An 18,350-nucleotide genomic window follows, 5' to 3' on the forward strand; every position below is an offset into this window, starting at 1 on the left:
GGGTGGTGGTACCACGTCCCCGGCTCGAACGGGGGACCTCTTGATCCACAATCAAGCGCTCTAACCTACTGAGCTAACGCGGCACGAGGGCTGATTTAGCGCCCGCGCCGGATGATTGCAAGAGAAAGCGCAGAAGAACTTTGCGCATTTTCCCAAGTTTGTCCGCCCATGTCCCGACCGAACCAATAAACCGGCGGCCTGGCCCGGGCGGAATGCCCTAAGCGCGGCGCCGGATCGACAGACCTGCCCCCTATCGCCCCCCTTGCAAGAACGCCTTTGCCGCGCTACGCCCGATCAAACGCAAAAGGAGTGACGCCATGGGCATCGACAAACAAAGCGACATCGCGGCAAATCTTCAGATCGGGCCGACCGATCAGGGTATGGTGCGAATCTATGTCGAAGGCGACGGCGTGGATCTGCCGTTGGATTTCGACCCCGAAGAGGCCGACGAAATCGCGGAAGAGATCATGTCAGCGGCACGCGCTGCACGCGCGACGGCTAAGGGATCGAAAAAGCGTTGAACAACGGATCGCGCGCCGCTTGCCACCGTAATGCGGCATGGCGTGCGAATTTTCGGGTCATGAGCTTGCGCCGCGCTGGCGACAGCTTTGCCTCGGGGCCCATGCGGATGATGTCCGCATCATAGGCGTCTGCGATGATCAGCCCGGTGTCATCCGGCAACAGGTCGGTCGGGAATGCGTCATTCACCGCCCAGAAATAACGGTCGCACCATTCCAGATAGTTTTGCCATTTGCGGTCGGTCTGAAAATCCGTGCGCGAGGATTTGCATTCGATCACCCATATTTCCCCCTTCGGACCCAATGCCATCACATCGACACGCAGGCCGGATGCAGGCACCAGTTCCTCGACCGTCACAAAATCATGCGACAGCAGGTGGCGGCAGACGCCGCGCGCCAAAAGCTGGCCGGGGGCAAGATCATTACTCATCCTTGAAGCATGAACAAAACGTAAACAAATGACAAGTGAAAAGCTGTTCAACTGCCCCTTGCCAGCGACCGTGGTAAGGCCTACCTGTAAGGCGTGACGGGATCTGCCCGATGCGACACATGGAACAAATTCCAGTGGCCTTAAGCAACTCCTAGGGAGCTGGCTCTGTGCGGATCTTGGTCCGCTTACCCGGCGCCCACCTGTACACACAGGTCCCCGGGAATTAGCATTCCTACGGTTGGGTGGTCCCCCGTCACACTTTCCCCCTCATCAGACCTGAACCATCTGCCGCAAGGCCCTGCGTTACGGCATGAAAAAGGCCCCGCACCGGGGGCCTGTTTCCTGAAGTCAGGTATGTTTCTGGTTCGATATCAGCGCCTTGATTGCCGGTCCTGCGTTTCGATCCGCACCGGAACCAGCGCGTGATGCACCACCGGATCGCGGTGACCGCCGCTGCCGTCATCGCGGTGGGCCAATCCCATCACGGCAAAGGCAAACTGGACACCGGAAAACACGATGCCGTTGAACACAACCATCATGACAACGGCCAGAACACCGATGTCGGACGTGGACACCAGATGCCACAGGTTGCCGATGTTCAGGTACAACAACCCCGCCACGAAGGCGGCGGCGATGCCGAACCCGATGGCGACATGGCGAATATAAAGGCGAATAAGTTCCGGCATTGCAGGCCTCCCATAAGACTGTTCGGCTAGGATAGCCCTTTGGGCAGGCTTGCCAACCGGTCTTGGTGACGCAGGCGGAAAGACGCCCCTAGAACCCTTCGGGCCGCGCCTCATGCGCCATGTGATCCAGCACGGCGTTCACGAATTTGGACTCTTTGCCCTGCGGAAAGAACGCCTTGGCGATGTCCACATATTCAACGATCACAACCTTGGGCGGGGTGGACCCCGCCGTCAGCTCTGCGCCCGCCGCGCGAAACAAGGCGCGCAGGGTCGGGTCAATGCGGTCGATCGGCCATTTGGCCACAAGCGCGCGATCGGTCATCTGGTCGATCTTTGCCTGACGCTCGACCGCGCCTTCCAGCAGGGATTGAAACAGGCCGGTGTCGCCCTCTGCCATTTCCTCGCCGTCATAGATCGCGCCAAAGCGGTGATCCAGAAATTCCAGCCGGACCGAATCCAGGCTTTGGCTGGAGTGTTCCATCTGGAAAAGCGCCTGCACCGCGTAAAGCCGCGCGGCTGATTTCATCTGTCGTTTATTGGTGCCCGTTGGCTTGTCTGCGGTGGTCATGCGGTCTTTGGTCCATCCGTATCGCCGGCGATCTGGATGCTCTCGCCCATTGGCTTGAACCCCATCCCCTTTGTTTCAGCGCCCCATTTGCGCGAGAGTGCCACCAGATGCAAGGCCGCAGCGGCCGCACCGCCGCCTTTATTCTGGTCGGCAGGGTCCGCGCGGACCTCTGCCTGCGTGCGGTTCTCGACCGTCAGGATGCCGTTTCCGATGCAGCAGCCCTCCAGTCCCAGCAGTTGCAGCGCGCGGCTACTGTCATTGCAGACCGTATCGTAATGCGTTGTCTCGCCCCGAATAACGCAGCCAAGGGCGACGAATCCGTCAAAGTTCGACTGGCCGCTGGCGATGCGGATCGCGGTCGGGATTTCCAGCGCACCGGGCACCTGAACAACCTCGAATGTGCCGCCGACCTTTTCAATCTCGGCCACAGCCCCTGCGACCATATTATCGGCGATGTCCTTGTAATAGGGCGAAACCACGATCAACAGCTTCACCGGTTTGGCGAATTCGGGCAGGGGCATGATGTAATGGGCAGGACCGGCCATCTCTATGTATCCTCCGGGATGCGGCGCGTGCCTTCGATGGACAGGCCGTATGCCTCCAGCCCGATGAATTTGGGCGTGGGCGAGTTGGTCAGCAGGATCAGCCGCGACAGCCCCAGCGACGACAATATCTGTGCGCCAAGCCCGTATTGCCGCAGGGTCTGGGGCGACACGGCGTCCTCTGTGTGCAGCTTCATCGTGGTGTCGCGCAACAAGACGACCACGCCACGCCCTTCGGCTGCGATCAGCGTCATCGCGTCGCCGAACTCGCCCGCGCGGCCCTTGGGGCCGGTGCCGACCACATCCAGCATCGGGTCCAGCGCGTGCATCCGCACCAGAACGGGACCGTCGCCCGAAATATCACCCTTGATCAGCGCGATATGCTCGGCCCCCTGCGTCTCGTCCGTATAAATGCGCATGGTCCATTCACCGCCGAATTCAGAGGTGATGGTGGTTTCCTGACTGACCTTGACCAGATTGTCGTGGCGGCGACGGTAGGCGATCAGGTCGGAAATCGTTCCGATCTTCAGGCTATGCTTTTGCGCAAACCCCACCAGATCCGGCAGGCGGGACATTGTGCCATCGTCGTTCATGATCTCGCAGATCACGCCGGACGCGTTCAGCCCCGCCAGACGCGACACATCCACGGCCGCCTCTGTGTGGCCGGCGCGGACCAGCACGCCACCGTCGCGGGCGCGCAGCGGAAACACATGGCCGGGGGTTGCAATATCGGCTGCGGTTTTCCCCGCGTCGATGGCCACCGCAACAGTGCGCGCGCGGTCATGGGCGGAAATGCCGGTGCTGACACCCTCGCGCGCCTCGATCGAGACGGTAAACGCGGTCTCGTGCCGCGACGAGTTGTAAGAGGCCATCAACGGCAGTCCAAGCGCATCAATCCGCTCGCCGGTCAGCGTCAGGCAGATCAGCCCGCGCCCGTAGGTGGCCATGAAATTGATCGCCTCGGGGGTGGCCATTTGCGCAGGGATCACCAGATCGCCCTCGTTCTCGCGGTCTTCGTGGTCCACCAGAATGAACATGCGCCCGTTGCGGGCATCCTCGATGATGTCCTCGATCGGGGAAATCGCGTCGTGAAAGGTTCCGTCTGTCATATCACCCAAGATGCCTTACCTTTGTTTAAGAAACGGATACCGCAAGCCTTTGTCGATGGCCAGCGGATCAGGACGCATTACGCGCCGCCCCAGTCGCGCAGGCGGGCCACATAACGGGCCAGCGTGTCGATTTCCAGATTGACCCGGTCACCGACATTCACGTCACCCCATGTGGTCGCAATTTTGGTATGCGGGATAAAGTTGATGCCAAAATCGGTGCCATTCACCTCGTTTACGGTCAGCGATGTGCCGTTCAGCGCGACAGATCCCTTGGGCGCGATGAAACCGGCAAGGGCATGGGGCGCGCGCAGGGTCACGCGCGTGCTGTCGCCCTCGTCTCGCACAGCAATCACCTCTGCCACACCATCGACGTGCCCCGACACGATATGACCGCCCAACTCGTCCCCGACCTTTAGCGCGCGTTCCAGATTCAGGCGCTTGCCGACGGTCCAGCCCGAGATATTCGTCTTCGACACGCTCTCTGCCGAAATCTGCACGTCGAACCAGTTCTGTGGCCGGGACCCAAGCGCGATCACCGTCAGGCAGACACCGTCACAGGCGATGGACGCCCCGATGTCGATCTGCGCGGGGTCATAGGTCGTGCCGATCCGCGCCCGCAGATCACCCTTTTGTTCAAGTTCGATGACATGTCCGATGTCGGTGATGATACCTGTAAACATATACGCCTCCGTTGTCTCTTTTCCCTAACTTGGCATGGATAGGCTGGCAAGTCATGGCGCAGGTCACTTTGCGCACACTCTTTGTTCATTCAAGCCGGGCAAGTTGACAGACACACGCCACATTTCTGCCCGTTTGGTTGTGGATAACCGGGGAAACAGGCATTGGCCTGTGCTATGGAATTCAGGATGCGCAATGCCGCGCCATAGTGTTAAAGAGTTGGTGTTATGGGAAAGTCGACCGGATCAGACCGAAGGTTCCTGTTTTTACAGGGTCCGCACGGGCCGTTTTTCAGCAGGCTGGGCAAAATGGTCCGCGCGGCTGGCGGCGAGGTATGGCGCGTCAGTTTCAACGCGGGCGACCGTGCGTTCTGGTTCCACCCGTCCAGCCTTATCCCCTATCGCGGGTCGCATGCCGAATGGCCTGCGGCATTTTCCGCGCTGGTTGCCGAGAAATCCATCACCGACATCGTGCTTTATGGCGACACCCGCCCGATCCACGCCGAGGCGGTGCGCATCGCCCGCGAGTTGGGCATCGCGGTGCATGTCTTCGAAGAAGGGTATCTGCGGCCTTATTGGGTGACCTATGAGCGCGGCGGGTCCAACGGGCATTCCCGATTGATGACGATGACGGTGCCCGACATGGTCAAGGCGCTGGCCGACAGCGAGGTCGACATACCAGAGGCCCCCGCCCATTGGGGCGATATGCGGCACCATGTGTTCTACGGCGCACTTTACCACTGGTTCGTGATGTTCCGGAACGGCGATTACCGCAATTTCCGCCCGCATCGCGACCTGACCGTGGTCCGTGAATTTCAGCTATACCTGCGCCGGTTGTTGTTGATGCCCTATCACGCCATCGACCGGATCATCGCGACGCAGCGGATCAAACATGGCGGCTTCCCCTATTTTCTGGGTCTTTTGCAGCTGGAGCATGACAGCAGCTTTCAGATGCACAGCCCGTTCGACACCATGACCGACTTTCTCGAGGTGACAATCGACGGCTTTGCCAAAGGCGCGCCGACGCACCATCATCTGGTGTTCAAAGCGCATCCGCTGGAAAATGGCCGTGCGCCGCTGCGGCACAACATCCGCCGCATCGCACAGGCGCATGGCGTGGAAAAACGGGTGCATTACGTCCGCGGTGGCAAGCTTGCGCAGCTACTGGATCACGCGCGGGGGGCGGTCACGGTCAATTCCACGGCCGCGCAGCAGGTTTTGTTCCGCAACCTGCCGCTGAAGGTGTTCGGCGATGCCGTCTATGCCAAGCCAGAGTTCGTTTCGGTCCAGCCGCTGCCCGAATTCTTTGCCAAACCGGCCCGCCCCGACAACCGCGCCTATCGGGATTACCGTCATTATCTGCTGGAAACATCACAGATTGCAGGCGGGTTCTACTCTGCCCGGGGGCGTCGGCAATTGCTGCGGCAGGTCGTCGACATGATGCTTCAGGACGAAGATCCCTATGACGCCCTGATGTCGGGTAACGCGGCACCACGGCAACAGTTGCGCGTGGTAAAGTAGTGCCCCCATTCCAGCTATAGCTTTTGTATCGGGATTCCCGTAGTTTACAAAAAAAACTTGAGGCAGAAATCCAGGCTAAGGAGCCCCAGCAGTGAAAATTACCCCATCGCGTTGGGCGAAAGGCGTCGCCCTGATTGCGCTTGTTGCGACCGTATCCGCCTGTGGATTGCCCAGATCCGGCCCGAACAAAAGAGAAATCTTTGCGGGCTCTGTGCAAAAGAAAGGGGATGCTTTCGTCGTCTCCGTCAATGATCATGTGACCCGGGCTACTGCGGTGACGCCCGCTTTGGGGTTCTCCAGCGCCTTCTTGAATGCGGGGCTGGTCGGGTCCGACACCATTCAACCCGGTGACAAGCTTGGCCTGACGGTCTGGGAAAACGTCGAACAAGGTATTCTTGCCGGTGCCGGTCAGAATGCGACCCCTCTGGAAGAGGTTCAGGTCGACGGTTCGGGCTTTATCTTTGTGCCATACGCAGGCCGGATCAAAGCCGCAGGCAACACGCCAGAGGCGCTGCGCCGGATCATCACATCAAAGCTGGACCCGCAAACGCCCGATCCACAGGTCATGGTCCGCCGCGTGGCCGGGGACGGATCGACCGTGTCCATCGCGGGCAGCGTCGGCGCACAGGGCGTCTATGCGATCGAGCGTCCGACACGCACGCTGTCGGCCATGCTGACCCGCGCCGGTGGCGTCGGCATCGCCCCGCAAATCGCGCAGATCACCGTTATCCGTGGCGGGCAGCGCGGCAAGGTCTGGTTCGAAGACCTTTATAAAGACCCCAGACTGGACATCGCCCTGCGTGGCGGCGACCGGATTCTGGTAGAGCAGGACACCCGCGCCTTTACCGCCATGGGTGCCACCGGATCGCAGAACCGTGTGACATTCGAAACCCAGAACCTGTCCGCGATCGAGGCGATCGCGCAGGTCGGCGGGCTAAGCACCAATCTGGCCGACCCGACCGGCGTTTTCGTGTTCCGCAACGAACCTGCGGAAATCGCGAATGCCGTGTTGGGCCGCACCGACCTGATCGGCGACCAGCGCATGACCTATGTTCTGGACCTGACAGAGCCGAATGGCGTGTTCATGGCCCGCGACTTTGTGATCCGGGACGAAGACACCGTCTATGTCACCGAGGCCCCGTTTGTGCAGTGGAGCAAGACGCTCAATGCGCTGACCGGTTCGTTGAATTCGGCCACTTCGCTGAACTCTCTGGCTGGCAACTGACGCTGTGTCATGAGCGGGTTGAACGACACATCCGGCGCCGGAGGGGAAACTCTCCGGCGTCTTTATGTTTACAACGGCGGTTTTCTGACCCAGCGCCGCATTCGTCGCATATTGGAACTGTCAGGATATGCCATCAAACTTGGCACGCCCGGCCCGGATGACCTGATCGGTGTCTGGGGCAAAAGCCCGACCAGCCCGCGCGGCGAGGCGGTCGCCCTGCGCACAGATGCGCCGGTTCTGCGCATCGAGGACGCCTTTATCCGCTCTATCCTGCCGGGCCGGTCCGGCGAGCCGCCGTTGGGTCTGCACATCGACACGCGCGGGGTCCATTTCGATGCCTCTGTGCCGTCCGATCTGGAACATCTGTTAACCACCCACCCGCTGGACGACACATCGCTGATGAACCGCGCCCGCGACGCGATGGAACGGCTGCGCCGAAGCCATCTGTCGAAATATAACGCATATTTGCCGTCCGCCGCCCTGCCCGCCCCCGGCTATGTGCTGGTCGTGGACCAGACGAAGGGCGATGCATCCATCACCTATGGCGGCGCGAACGCGATGACCTTCCGCGAGATGCTGGTCTTCGCACAGGAGGAAAACCCCGGCGCGCGCGTCCTGATAAAGACCCACCCCGAGACCGCGGCGGGCCACCGCGACGGGCATTTCGGCCCCGCCGACGAGACCGGAAATGTCCGCCTGTTCACCGCCCCCGTGTCGCCCTACGCCCTGATGGAGGGGGCGACCAGCGTCTATACCGTAACGTCGCAACTGGGATTCGAGGCGATCATAGCTGGCCATAAACCCCGTCTGTTCGGACAGCCGTTCTATTCCGGCTGGGGATTGACCCAAGACGAAAACCCGGTGCCGCGCCGCGAGCGCAAACTGACCCGCGCCCAGCTTTTCGCGGCGGCAATGATCCTGTATCCGGCGTGGTATGATCCTTACCGCGACCGCCTGTGCACGCTGGAACAGGCCCTTGATACCGCCGAGGCGCTGGTGCGGGCCTGGCGCGAAGACCATCAGGGCCATATCGCGACGCGGATGCGCCTGTGGAAACGCGCGCCCCTGCAAAGGATATTCGGCCGTCAGGTAAGATTGCAATTCGATGACACGGGTGCGGCCGTGACGCGGACGGCAGCGGCGGGCAAGTCCCTGCTGGTCTGGGCCGGTCGCGAAACGCCGGACCTGGCACAGGCCGCCTTGACGGCGGGCGTGCCGTTGATCCGGGTCGAGGACGGGTTTATCCGCTCGAAAGGGCTTGGGGCTGATCTGATCGCGCCCTTGTCGCTGGTGGCCGATGATCTGGGGGTTTACTACGATCCGACCCGCGAAAGCCGACTGGAGCGGCTGATCGCGGCAAGCGTGGATTTGCCCGATGGCGCGCGGCACAGGGCCGAGGCCCTGACGCGGCACCTGCTGAAGGCACGGCTTAGCAAGTATAACCTTGATGCCGCTGCCCTGCCCGCGCTTCCCGAAGGGCACCGCATTTTGGTGCCCGGACAGGTCGAGGATGACGCGTCGATCCGCCTTGGCTGTGATGATATCAGAACCAACATCGGCCTGTTGCAAGCCACCCGCGCCGCCAATCCGGGCGCGGTGATCCTGTTCAAACCGCACCCCGACGTCGAGGCAGGCCTGCGGGCGGGCGCGGTCCCGATGGACGCGGCGCTGGCGCTGGCGGATGCCGTGCTGGACCATGCCGACCCGATTGCCCTGATCGGGGCGGTGGACGAGGTCTGGACAATGACATCCCTGCTGGGGTTCGAGGCGCTGATCCGGGGCAAGCCGGTGACCTGTCTGGGAACCCCGTTCTACGCCGGATGGGGCCTGACACGGGACCGCGGAGCGGTGCCCGACAGGCGCGTGGCACGGCCGGATCTTGCCGGATTGTGCCACGCGGCCCTGATTGAATATCCGCGCTACGTCGATCCGCTGACAGGGTTGCCCTGCCCGCCCGAAGTGGTGGTGGAACGGCTGGCAAAGGGTCAGATCCCGCGCGCTGGCCCCGCGAACCGGATTTTGGCGAAAGTACAGGGTATGTTTGCCAGCCACGCCCATCTTTGGCGCTAGCGGCGGCGAAGGCGTTTTTTGAGTATTTTCAGAACAAAGTAGCAGTGGTCACGCCTTGGCCCAGCGGTGCAGGATATCGCCGCCGACCGCCCGCACCTCGACCAGATCGAAGCGCGGCGCATGGGCCAGACTGTCGATGCCCATCGCACCCAAGGCGGGGCGGCCTTCGGCGCCCAGCATGACACCGGCCGTAAAGCCGATCACCTCGTCCACCATGCCTGTCGCCAGAAGGGACGCCGCCAAGGCACCGCCGCCCTCGCAAAAGATGCGGGTCAATCCGGCACGGCCAAGGGCCTGAAGCATACCCAAAGGGTCCAGTTGCCGCCCGGCCCCCACGGGACATTCGATTGGCACAGCGCCCAGACCGGCCCAGGCTGAGATAAGCAAGGCGTCGGCATTGGGCCCATGGCACAACCAGACCGGCGTTTCCAAGGCGGTGCGGGCAAGGATGCCGTCCAACGGCAGATCAAGCCTGCGCGAGGCGATGACGCGCACCGGTTGGCGGGTGATCCCGATATCCCGAATTGTCAGCGCGGGGTCGTCGACGCGGGCCGTGCCACCGCCCACAAGAACCGCGTCATGGCGGGCCCGCATCATATGCACCATGCGGCGGGCATCTGGCCCGGTGATCCATTTGCTTTCGCCCGTGGCCGTCGCAATGCGGCCGTCAAAACTGCTGGCAAGCTTCAGCGTCAGGAAAGGGCGCCCTTCGGTGACGCGCGACAGGAACCCGGCGTGATCGCGCGCGGCCTGGTCCCGCAACACGCCAGAGGTCACGGAAATACCAGCGTCGCGCAGCATCGCGTGACCACCGCCGCTGACCCTTGGGTCGGGATCCTCGATCGCGGTCACAACACGGGCGACGCCTGCGGTGATCAGCGCCGCAGCGCAAGGTGGGGTTTTGCCGTGATGGGCGCAGGGTTCAAGCGTGACATAGGCCGTGGCCCCGCGCGCAGCATTTCCCGCCTGCGCCAGCGCCATAGGTTCGGCGTGGGGCCGCCCGCCGTCCTGCGTCCAGCCGCGCCCGACTATGCGGTCGCCCTGAGCAATGACGCAGCCTACCGCAGGGTTGGGCCAGACACGGCCCATGCCCCGTTGCCCGAGGGAAAGGGCAAGGGACATGAAGCGTTGATCGCGCGCGCTCACTCTTCGGGCTTGGTATCGGGCCGCAGCTCGCTGACGAATTTATCGAAATCGTCCGCCGCCTGAAAGTTCTTGTAAACACTGGCAAACCGGACGTAGGCAACCGTGTCGATGCGGGCCAACGCCTCCATCACGATCTCGCCGATGACCTTGGAGCCGATGTCGGTCTCGCCCAGACTTTCCAGACGACGGACAATGCCCGAAATCATCTGGTCCATGCGTTCGGGTTCCACGGGGCGCTTCTGCAGTGCCATACGGATCGAACGCTCAAGCTTGTCGCGGTCGAAATCCTCGCGGCGGCCATTGGATTTGATCACCACCAGATCGCGCAGCTGGACGCGTTCATATGTGGTAAAGCGCCCGCCGCAAGCCGGACAAAAGCGCCGGCGCCGGATGGCAACGTGATCTTCGGCCGGACGGCTGTCCTTGACCTGTGTGTCTATATTTCCGCAAAACGGACAGCGCATGGCCTATCCCCTTATCTCACTGCCTCTGGGTGTTATTCCCCACTTATCCACAGGCACTATAGGCGAGCGGCTAGGCTTTGGGTAGGGGGCAAATTCAACCGCAAGATAGGCTGTTGCAAATAAAGCCGGTTCTGCGGGGTTGGCAGACATTGAACTTGACCTGCCGGAAAGGCGGGGATACCTGTTTTTGCGAATGGTTCTCATTCTTAGATTTAGGTGTTCCTGTGACAACTCTGAATACGACCCGAAAACCGCGAAAAGCCTGGCATTCCGAGGGCAACAATCCCTCGCTGTCCGAGGTGAACGCCAGCGTCCCGATCAGCGGCGGCGCAGTCCTGAAGCGGTTCTTCTCGTTTTTCGGCCCGGGATATCTGGTGGCGGTCGGCTATATGGACCCCGGCAACTGGGCCACGTCCCTGGCGGGCGGATCGGCGTTCGGCTACACCCTGCTGTCGGTTGTCCTGATTTCCAACATCATGGCGATCCTGCTCCAGGCGCTCAGCCTCAGGCTGGGCATCGCTGCGGGCCGCGATCTTGCGCAAGCCTGCCGCGAGGCCTTTGCGCCGTGGATCGCCTATCCGATGTGGGTGCTGGCAGAGGCCGCCATCGTCGCCACCGATCTGGCCGAGGTGATCGGCACAGCCATCGGCCTGAACCTTGTCTTCGGTATTCCGCTGGAAATCGGGGTGGTCTTGACCGCGCTGGACGTGTTCCTGATCCTGTGGTTACAGGGCCGCGGGTTCCGTATTCTAGAGGCGGTTGTGATCGCCCTGACGCTGGTGATCGCCGTCAGCTTTGCCATCCAGATGGTCTATGCCGCCCCCGTCATGGGCGATGTGCTGCGCGGGTTCATTCCCGATACGCAAATCGTGAAAAGCACCGCGATGCTGTATCTTGCGCTGGGTATTCTGGGTGCGACGGTGATGCCACATAACCTGTATCTGCATTCCGCGATCATCCAGACCCGCCGGATCGGGCCGACGGATGCAGACAAACGCGACGCAATCTTTCTGGGAACCATCGATTCAACCATCGCGCTGATGTTCGCGCTGTTCATCAATGCCTCTATCCTGATCCTGGCGGCGGCGGTGTTTCATACCACGGGCCAGACCGAGGTGGCCGAAATTCAGGACGCGCACCGCCTGATCGGGCCTGCCGTCGGCGCGCCGGTTGCGGCGCTTTTGTTCGGCATCGCGCTGCTGTGCTCGGGGTTGAATTCAACCGTCACGGCAACGCTTGCGGGGCAGATCGTGATGGAGGGCTTTATCAAGTTCCGTCTTGCCCCCTGGATGCGCCGCCTGATCACCCGCGGCATTGCCATTGTGCCCGCCGCGATCGTGACGGTTCTATATGGCGAAAGCGGCACGGCGCGGTTGCTGGTGCTGTCGCAGGTGGTGTTAAGCCTGCAACTGCCCTTCGCTATCGTGCCCCTGGTGATGTTCACCGCCGACAACGGCAAGATGAAGGGCCTGCGTGCGCCGCGTTGGCTGACCTGGGCCTGTGTGGTGATCGCGGCCATTGTGATTGTCCTCAACCTCAAGCTTTTGTGGGATGTATCACAGGGGGCGATCGCGTTTTGATGCGCGGTCACGCGATTTTCACTTAACGCGGCGTCAAATCGCACTACTCTGTTGCCAGGAAGGTTGGCCAATGGTCGGCCCCATCCGGTTTCCGTCAAACAGGAGAGCCTAATCATGACCCGTATGACCGCCAAGGATTTCGATCAGGAACTGCTTGATCTCTATGACTTTTACGCCCACGGCCAGATCACGAAACGCGAATTTCTGGACAAGGCCGCCAAGTACGCCGTCGGGGGGCTGACCGCCGCCGCCCTGCTGAATGTCCTAAGCCCGAACTACGCCATCGCCGAACAGGTCTCGTTCAACGACCCCGACATTATCGCCGAATATATCACCTACCCCTCGCCCAACGGGAACGGTGATGTGCGTGGGTATCTGGTGAAACCCGCAGGGGCGACCGGCCCACTGCCCGCCGTTCTGGTGGTCCACGAAAACCGCGGCCTGAACCCCTACATCGAAGATGTCGCGCGGCGCGTGGCAAAGGCGGGGTTCATGGCGCTGGCGCCCGATGGCCTGACCTCTGTCGGGGGGTATCCGGGCAATGACGAAGAGGGCAAAGCCCTGCAAAGCACCGTGGATGGGACCAAACTGATGAATGATTTCTTCGCGGGGGCAGAGCATCTGATGGCCCGCGAAGACAGCACCGGCAAAGTCGGCTGTGTCGGGTTCTGCTATGGCGGTGGCGTGTGCAATGCGCTGGCGGTCGCCTATCCAGAGCTTGCCGCGTCGGTGCCGTTCTATGGACGGCAACCCTCGACGGCGGATGTGGCCAAGATCACGGCGCCGCTGTTGCTGCATTACGCGGAACTGGACACCCGCATCACCGAGGGCTGGCCCGCGTTCGAGGACGCGCTGAAGGCAAACGGCAAGACCTATACCGCCTACGTCTATCCGGGGGTGAACCACGGGTTCCACAACGACAGCACACCGCGCTACGATCAGGCGGCGGCGGATCTGGCGTGGGACCGCACGATTGCGTTCTTCAAAGACACACTGTCATAGGACCATGCGCCACCTACGGCGCTGAAGGGCAGACGGAAAGGGGCGCATCCTGTGACGCGCCTCTTTTTCATATCAGATCTCGTGACGTTATTTGAACAGCCGGATCACAGGCCGCTTGCAGAAATTCACAGCCATATCCGCCGAAATGCTTTTCCCGTCGCCCCCAAGGATGATCACACCCGTCTTCGAGGCCGCCCGCTCGGGGCTTAGCGAAAAGTCGATAGGCTGTCCCGATCTGCGCGGCGGTTCCGACGTGCGGTAGATGCGGGTGAAACGCGACATATTCAGTGACCGGATCACATAATCGCCTGCGGCACACCAGAACGCTGTGGTGTCGGAGTTGCCGCTATAGGGCACGGTGAACTCTGTCGGGCCAGTCGCGTTCACCGAAAGGCCGTTCATAGCGGTAAAGGCGTGTGCGGGAAGCGCCATCAGGGCAGCGGCGGCAAATGGAATAAAAATGCGCATGGGAATCTCCTTAATTTATTGTTGCCTTAATTTTTTTAAATGTCGCCCTGCAGCGACGGCTATACAAGGCAAGGCCGTTCACAGTTCTGAGACCGGCGCGCCCAAGGGTCAAGCAATTGCGGTGCCGCATCGAAGGCCACGCACAGCGACCGAACAGACACCGCATCGGCATTCACCCTTTTGGAACGCAAAAGGGCCCTTCTGAAAAGGGCCCCTTCGAGATTGTTCCAGACCTTTACTGGTCGAGAAAGCTTCGCAGTTTCCGCGACCGGCTTGGGTGCTTGAGCTTGCGAAGCGCCTTCGCCTCGATCTGGCGGATCCGTTCGCGGGTCACGCTGAACTGCTGGCCCACTTCCTCAAGCGTGTGGTCGGTGTTCATGCCGATGCCGAACCGCATCCGCAGTACACGCTCTTCGCGCGGGGTCAGCGACGCCAGAACCCGTGTCGTGGTTTCCTTCAGGTTTTCCTGAATGGCACTGTCCAGCGGCAGGATCGCGTTCTTGTCTTCGATGAAGTCGCCAAGCTGGCTGTCTTCCTCGTCGCCAATCGGCGTTTCCAGGGAAATCGGCTCTTTGGCGATCTTCATCACCTTGCGGACCTTTTCCAAAGGCATTTGCAGCTTTTCTGCCAATTCCTCGGGGGTCGGTTCGCGACCGATTTCGTGCAACATCTGGCGACCGGTGCGGACCAGTTTGTTGATCGTCTCGATCATGTGCACCGGAATACGGATCGTGCGCGCCTGATCCGCGATGGACCGCGTGATCGCCTGACGGATCCACCATGTCGCGTAGGTCGAAAATTTATAGCCGCGGCGGTATTCGAACTTATCCACGGCCTTCATCAGGCCGATATTGCCTTCCTGAATTAGATCAAGGAATTGCAGGCCGCGGTTCGTGTATTTCTTGGCGATCGAAATCACCAGACGCAGGTTCGCCTCGACCATTTCTTTCTTGGCCTGACGGGCTTCTTTCTCGCCCTTCTGGACCTGATTGACGATCCGGCGGAATTCGGAAATATCCAGACCGATGTACTGACCGACCTGGGCCATTTCGGCGCGCAGTTCTTCCACCTTGTCGGTTGAACGTTCGATGAACGCCTGCCAGCCACGTCCGCCCTTTTCCGCCATCCGGTCCAGCCAGTTCGGGTCCAGCTCATATCCGCGATACTCGTCGATGAATTCGCGGCGGTTGATCCGCGCCTGATCGGCAAGTTTCACAAAGCTGCTGTCAATCGACATAATGCGGCGGTTGATGCCGTAAAGCTGGTCAATCAATGCTTCGATACGGTTGTTGTGCAGGTGCAGTTCGTTGACCTTTTCCACGATTTCCGAACGCAGCTTCTGATAGGATGCCTCGGCCCCTTTCGAGAAACTGGAATCTTCGTTCAGGGTTGCGGAAATCCGAAGGTCCTGCATTTCCGACAGTTTGACGTAGTCGCGCGCGATCAGTTCCAGCGTTTCCAGCACGCGGGGCTTCAGTGCGGCCTCCATCGCGGCCAGAGACATGTTGGCCTGTTCGTCTTCTTCCTCGTCGTCGTCATCCGAGCTGATCGGGTTGCCGTCGGCATCCAGTTCGGCGGTATCGGTCGTGGTTGAACCGCTTTCGGTCGACGCCGCGCCATCCAGTCCGGCAACGACGGGCACCGTGCCCTCGCCGTCTTCTTCAAGCGAATTGCCGAACGTGGTTTCAAGGTCGATCACATCGCGCAGCAGGATGTCTTCGGACAGAAGTTCATCGCGCCAGATGGTGATCGCCTGAAAGGTCAGCGGGCTTTCGCACAGACCAAGGATCATGGTGTTGCGACCGGCCTCGATACGCTTGGCAATCGCGATCTCGCCCTCGCGGGACAAAAGCTCGACCGACCCCATCTCTCGCAGATACATGCGCACCGGATCATCGGTGCGATCCAGCTGTTCCGTTGTCGTCGTCGAAACCGTCACATCGCGGTTGGATGAGGCCGCAACCAGATCGGTCGAGGCCGCCTCGCCATCTTCGGCTTCGTCGTCTTCGATCACGTTGATGCCCATCTCGGACAGCATCGACATGACATCCTCGATCTGTTCCGACGACACCTGTTCGGGCGGCAGAACCTGATTGAGCTGATCATAGGTGATGTAGCCGCGTTCACGCGCATCGGCGATCATCTTTTTGACCGCGCTCTGGGACATATCCAGACCCTGATCGTTGTCTTGATCGTCTTGTTTTGCGTCGTCGTCGTCTTTAACGGCCATGCGGTGCTCCTAGAAGGGGGCGGATGATTCGGCGAGTGTTCCCGAATCAATACGTTCGAATCAGTGATTCTAAAACCCGTTTACCCTGTTTTGTTTACCTATTCCTCACCAAAGCGTCAGGATTTGCTCCGTCCGCCTTTGGCAAAGTCGATCTTTTCCAGCATTTGATCGAACGCAGAGCGTTCGTCCCTGCTTAACTTGGCGCCGTTCGGACCGACGTCGTATTGCGCCTTGTCTTCGCTTTCGCTGCGAACGGCACGGTTCTGCGCCTCTGCCGCCTGCCCCAGCCGCCATGTCAGGCCCTCGTCCACGACCCCCCCCAGATCCATCATCGCCTCAGAGATTTCCTTGCGGACACCTCTTTGCGATTCAAGCTTTGCCAGCTCTTCCGCGACACATAATCTGGCGAGGTCCGCGTTCGACGGGTCGCGCACGGGGGGCGCCAGTTGCACATGGCTTGGTGCGAACAGCTTTTCAAGGGCATCCGCACCTGCGTCCGCTTCGATTTTTTGGCGCAACACCTGTGGATCGGGTTCTTTGGCGTGGCGCAACAGGGCCGCACAGATCGCGCGGTGGTCTGGCACGGCGAAATCCAGCATCTCCAACTCGCTGATAAATTGCGGCAAAAGCGACGGTGACGACACAAGGGCGGCTAGGATCACCGCCTCGCGCAGGTGTTCGGCGATGTCCGCGCCCTGCCCCGCCAGCATAGAGCTTTTTGTGGTCGGCAGCGCGGGCAAGGCAGCACCGATCCAGCCGGTGCCCTTCTTCCATTCGCCGCGCGGTTTTGCCCCGAATTCAGAACCGGCCTTGGGCGCGCGACCGGACCGGAACAGTTGCCACCGCAGATCCTTGATGTCTTCGCCGTAATGGCTGCGGATCGAGGGGTCCTGGATTTTCTTGATGGCCTCGCGCAGGATCTTGTCCAGCGCGGCCTTGCGTTCTGGGCTGTCGAACACCTTGCCTTCGGTTTCGCGCCGCCACAGCAGGCTGACCATCGGCTGTGCCTCGTCCAGCAATTTCTGCATGCCAGCCGCACCTTGCGCCTTGATCAGGTCGTCGGGGTCGGTCTTTTCGGGCATCATGCAAAAGCGCAGGGATTTCCCCGCCTCCAACAGGGGCAACGCAAGGTCAATCACCCGCATTGCCGCCGCAAGACCGGCGCGGTCGCCGTCCAGCGTGATGATCGGCTCTGGTGAAATGCGCCACATCAGTTGCAGCTGGTCCTGTGTGATCGCGGTGCCAAGGGGGGCCACCGCCGCCCCGAACCCCGCCTGCGCCAATGCGATCACGTCCATATAGCCTTCGGCCACGATCAGGGGTTGCCCCTTGCCTGCGGCCTCTCTGGCGGGGGCGTGATTATACAGGCTGCGGCCTTTGTCGAACAGTTCGGTTTCCGGCGAATTCAGATACTTGGCCCGCGCATTCGGGTCCATCGACCGCCCGCCAAGACCGATACAGCGGCCCCGCGCGTCGCGGATCGGAAAGATGATGCGCCCCTTGAAACGGTCATAAGGGGCGCCGCCGTCATCGGGCCTCGCACAAAGGCCCGCGTCGATGATCAGGTCGGGCGCGATGCCCTTGCCGGTCAGGTGGTTGAAGATGCCCTGCCGCGCGTCGGGCGCGAAACCGATGTCAAAGCGGTCCTGCGTGGGCATATCCAGCTTTCGCCGTTCCAGATAGGCGCGGGCCTCGGCGCCGGCGTTGGTTTTCAGTTGCAGGCGGTAAAAGCGCACCGCGTCTTGCATCACCTCTGCCAGCACGGTCCGGCGGTCTGATTTCTCTTGCGCCTTGGGGTCCTGCGCGGGGACGGTCATCCCCGCCTCGCCCGCGAGGATTTGAATTGCCTCCATAAAACCGACGTTCTCGGTTTCGCGCACAAAGGAAATCGCATCGCCCTTGGCGTGGCAACCAAAGCAATAATAGAACCCTTTCCGGTCATCGACGTGAAAGCTGGCGGATTTTTCCTGATGGAAGGGGCATGGCGCCCACATATCGCCCTTGCCCTGATTGGACTTGCGCGTGTCCCACATGACCTTTCGCCCGACCACCTGCGAAAGCGAGGTGCGGGTGCGAAGTTCGTCAAGGAATCCGGGTGGCAGGCTCATACTGCA

At 61.1% G+C, this 18,350-nt stretch carries 17 protein-coding genes, 1 tRNA gene and 1 other RNA gene; 7 read left to right on the forward strand and 12 right to left on the reverse strand.

What is annotated here, in order from left to right; genetic code table 11:
• Positions 1-6: 6 nt before the first annotated feature.
• A tRNA-His gene (locus tag ACEN2R_RS09695) sits at positions 7-83 on the reverse strand.
• 234 nt (positions 84-317) lie between these two features.
• Between ACEN2R_RS09695 and ACEN2R_RS09700 the strand changes: the two genes are divergently transcribed.
• Positions 318-521, forward strand: a complete 204-nt coding sequence (locus ACEN2R_RS09700) for a DUF6324 family protein (RefSeq protein ID WP_442041648.1) — start codon at positions 318-320, stop codon at positions 519-521.
• Here ACEN2R_RS09700 and ACEN2R_RS09705 read toward each other — a convergent pair.
• Positions 499-948, reverse strand: a complete 450-nt coding sequence (locus ACEN2R_RS09705; protein ID WP_442041650.1) for an MmcB family DNA repair protein — start codon at positions 946-948, stop codon at positions 499-501. The two genes, ACEN2R_RS09700 and ACEN2R_RS09705, sit on opposite strands and share 23 nt — an antisense overlap.
• Before the next feature lie 97 nt (positions 949-1,045).
• Between ACEN2R_RS09705 and ssrS the strand changes: the two genes are divergently transcribed.
• Positions 1,046-1,201, forward strand: a non-coding RNA gene (gene ssrS, locus ACEN2R_RS09710) — 6S RNA.
• A gap of 118 nt (positions 1,202-1,319) precedes the next feature.
• On the opposite strand, the gene ACEN2R_RS09715 is transcribed toward ssrS, so the two are convergent.
• From ACEN2R_RS09715 to ACEN2R_RS09735, 5 genes are all read right to left on the reverse strand, one after another.
• On the reverse strand, positions 1,320-1,634 hold the full coding sequence (locus tag ACEN2R_RS09715) for a hypothetical protein (protein WP_442041652.1): 315 nt from the start codon (positions 1,632-1,634) through the stop codon (positions 1,320-1,322).
• Positions 1,635-1,722: 88 nt separating this feature from the next.
• Entirely contained in the window at positions 1,723-2,202 is a 480-nt protein-coding gene (gene nusB / locus ACEN2R_RS09720; RefSeq protein ID WP_442041654.1) for a transcription antitermination factor NusB, read from the reverse strand.
• Positions 2,199-2,747, reverse strand: coding sequence for a 6,7-dimethyl-8-ribityllumazine synthase (locus ACEN2R_RS09725; protein ID WP_442041656.1), 549 nt, complete (start codon positions 2,745-2,747; stop codon positions 2,199-2,201). Before ACEN2R_RS09725 ends, nusB begins: the two co-directional genes overlap by 4 nt.
• A 2-nt stretch (positions 2,748-2,749) precedes the next feature.
• Positions 2,750-3,853, reverse strand: coding sequence for a 3,4-dihydroxy-2-butanone-4-phosphate synthase (gene ribB / locus ACEN2R_RS09730; RefSeq protein WP_442041658.1), 1,104 nt, complete (start codon positions 3,851-3,853; stop codon positions 2,750-2,752).
• A gap of 77 nt (positions 3,854-3,930) precedes the next feature.
• A complete protein-coding gene (locus tag ACEN2R_RS09735) occupies positions 3,931-4,533 on the reverse strand; it encodes a riboflavin synthase (RefSeq protein WP_442041660.1) in 603 nt (200 codons plus the stop codon).
• A gap of 225 nt (positions 4,534-4,758) precedes the next feature.
• Here ACEN2R_RS09735 and ACEN2R_RS09740 point away from each other — a divergent pair, with 225 nt between their 5' ends.
• The 3 genes from ACEN2R_RS09740 (at position 4,759) to ACEN2R_RS09750 (ending at position 9,346) form a co-directional block, all read left to right on the forward strand.
• On the forward strand, positions 4,759-6,051 hold the full coding sequence (locus tag ACEN2R_RS09740) for a capsule biosynthesis protein (RefSeq protein ID WP_442041662.1): 1,293 nt from the start codon (positions 4,759-4,761) through the stop codon (positions 6,049-6,051).
• Positions 6,052-6,142: 91 nt separating this feature from the next.
• Positions 6,143-7,276: a polysaccharide biosynthesis/export family protein gene (locus ACEN2R_RS09745; RefSeq protein WP_442041664.1), complete on the forward strand. Its 1,134-nt coding sequence runs from the start codon at positions 6,143-6,145 to the stop codon at positions 7,274-7,276.
• A gap of 9 nt (positions 7,277-7,285) precedes the next feature.
• A complete protein-coding gene (locus tag ACEN2R_RS09750; protein WP_442041666.1) occupies positions 7,286-9,346 on the forward strand; it encodes a capsular polysaccharide biosynthesis protein in 2,061 nt (686 codons plus the stop codon).
• A gap of 48 nt (positions 9,347-9,394) precedes the next feature.
• Here the strand turns inward: ACEN2R_RS09750 and ribD are convergent, their stop codons facing one another.
• Together ribD and nrdR are read right to left on the reverse strand one after the other, a co-directional pair.
• On the reverse strand, positions 9,395-10,492 hold the full coding sequence (ribD, locus tag ACEN2R_RS09755; protein WP_442041668.1) for a bifunctional diaminohydroxyphosphoribosylaminopyrimidine deaminase/5-amino-6-(5-phosphoribosylamino)uracil reductase RibD: 1,098 nt from the start codon (positions 10,490-10,492) through the stop codon (positions 9,395-9,397).
• On the reverse strand, positions 10,489-10,956 hold the full coding sequence (gene nrdR, locus ACEN2R_RS09760) for a transcriptional regulator NrdR (protein ID WP_442041670.1): 468 nt from the start codon (positions 10,954-10,956) through the stop codon (positions 10,489-10,491). Before nrdR ends, ribD begins: the two co-directional genes overlap by 4 nt.
• 224 nt (positions 10,957-11,180) lie before the next feature.
• On the opposite strand from nrdR, the gene ACEN2R_RS09765 reads away from it, so the two are divergent.
• The gene (locus tag ACEN2R_RS09765) at positions 11,181-12,536 is read left to right on the forward strand and encodes an Nramp family divalent metal transporter (protein WP_442041672.1); all 1,356 of its coding nucleotides are present in this window, start codon (positions 11,181-11,183) and stop codon (positions 12,534-12,536) included.
• Positions 12,537-12,650: 114 nt separating this feature from the next.
• Positions 12,651-13,538, forward strand: coding sequence for a YghX family hydrolase (gene yghX / locus ACEN2R_RS09770; protein WP_442041674.1), 888 nt, complete (start codon positions 12,651-12,653; stop codon positions 13,536-13,538).
• A gap of 87 nt (positions 13,539-13,625) precedes the next feature.
• On the opposite strand, the gene ACEN2R_RS09775 is transcribed toward yghX, so the two are convergent.
• The 3 genes from ACEN2R_RS09775 to dnaG all read right to left on the reverse strand — a co-directional run bounded on the left by ACEN2R_RS09775 (position 13,626) and on the right by dnaG (position 18,344).
• Complete coding sequence (locus tag ACEN2R_RS09775; protein ID WP_442041676.1) at positions 13,626-14,006, reverse strand: hypothetical protein; 381 nt, start codon at positions 14,004-14,006, stop codon at positions 13,626-13,628.
• A 235-nt stretch (positions 14,007-14,241) separates the two neighbouring features.
• The gene (gene rpoD, locus ACEN2R_RS09780; protein WP_442041678.1) at positions 14,242-16,236 is read right to left on the reverse strand and encodes an RNA polymerase sigma factor RpoD; all 1,995 of its coding nucleotides are present in this window, start codon (positions 16,234-16,236) and stop codon (positions 14,242-14,244) included.
• A gap of 116 nt (positions 16,237-16,352) precedes the next feature.
• Positions 16,353-18,344, reverse strand: a complete 1,992-nt coding sequence (gene dnaG, locus ACEN2R_RS09785) for a DNA primase (protein ID WP_442041680.1) — start codon at positions 18,342-18,344, stop codon at positions 16,353-16,355.
• Positions 18,345-18,350: the final 6 nt, after the last annotated feature.

This window comes from Pseudogemmobacter sp. W21_MBD1_M6 (assembly GCF_052119585.1).
Classification (GTDB): Bacteria; Pseudomonadota; Alphaproteobacteria; order Rhodobacterales; family Rhodobacteraceae; genus JBGQOJ01.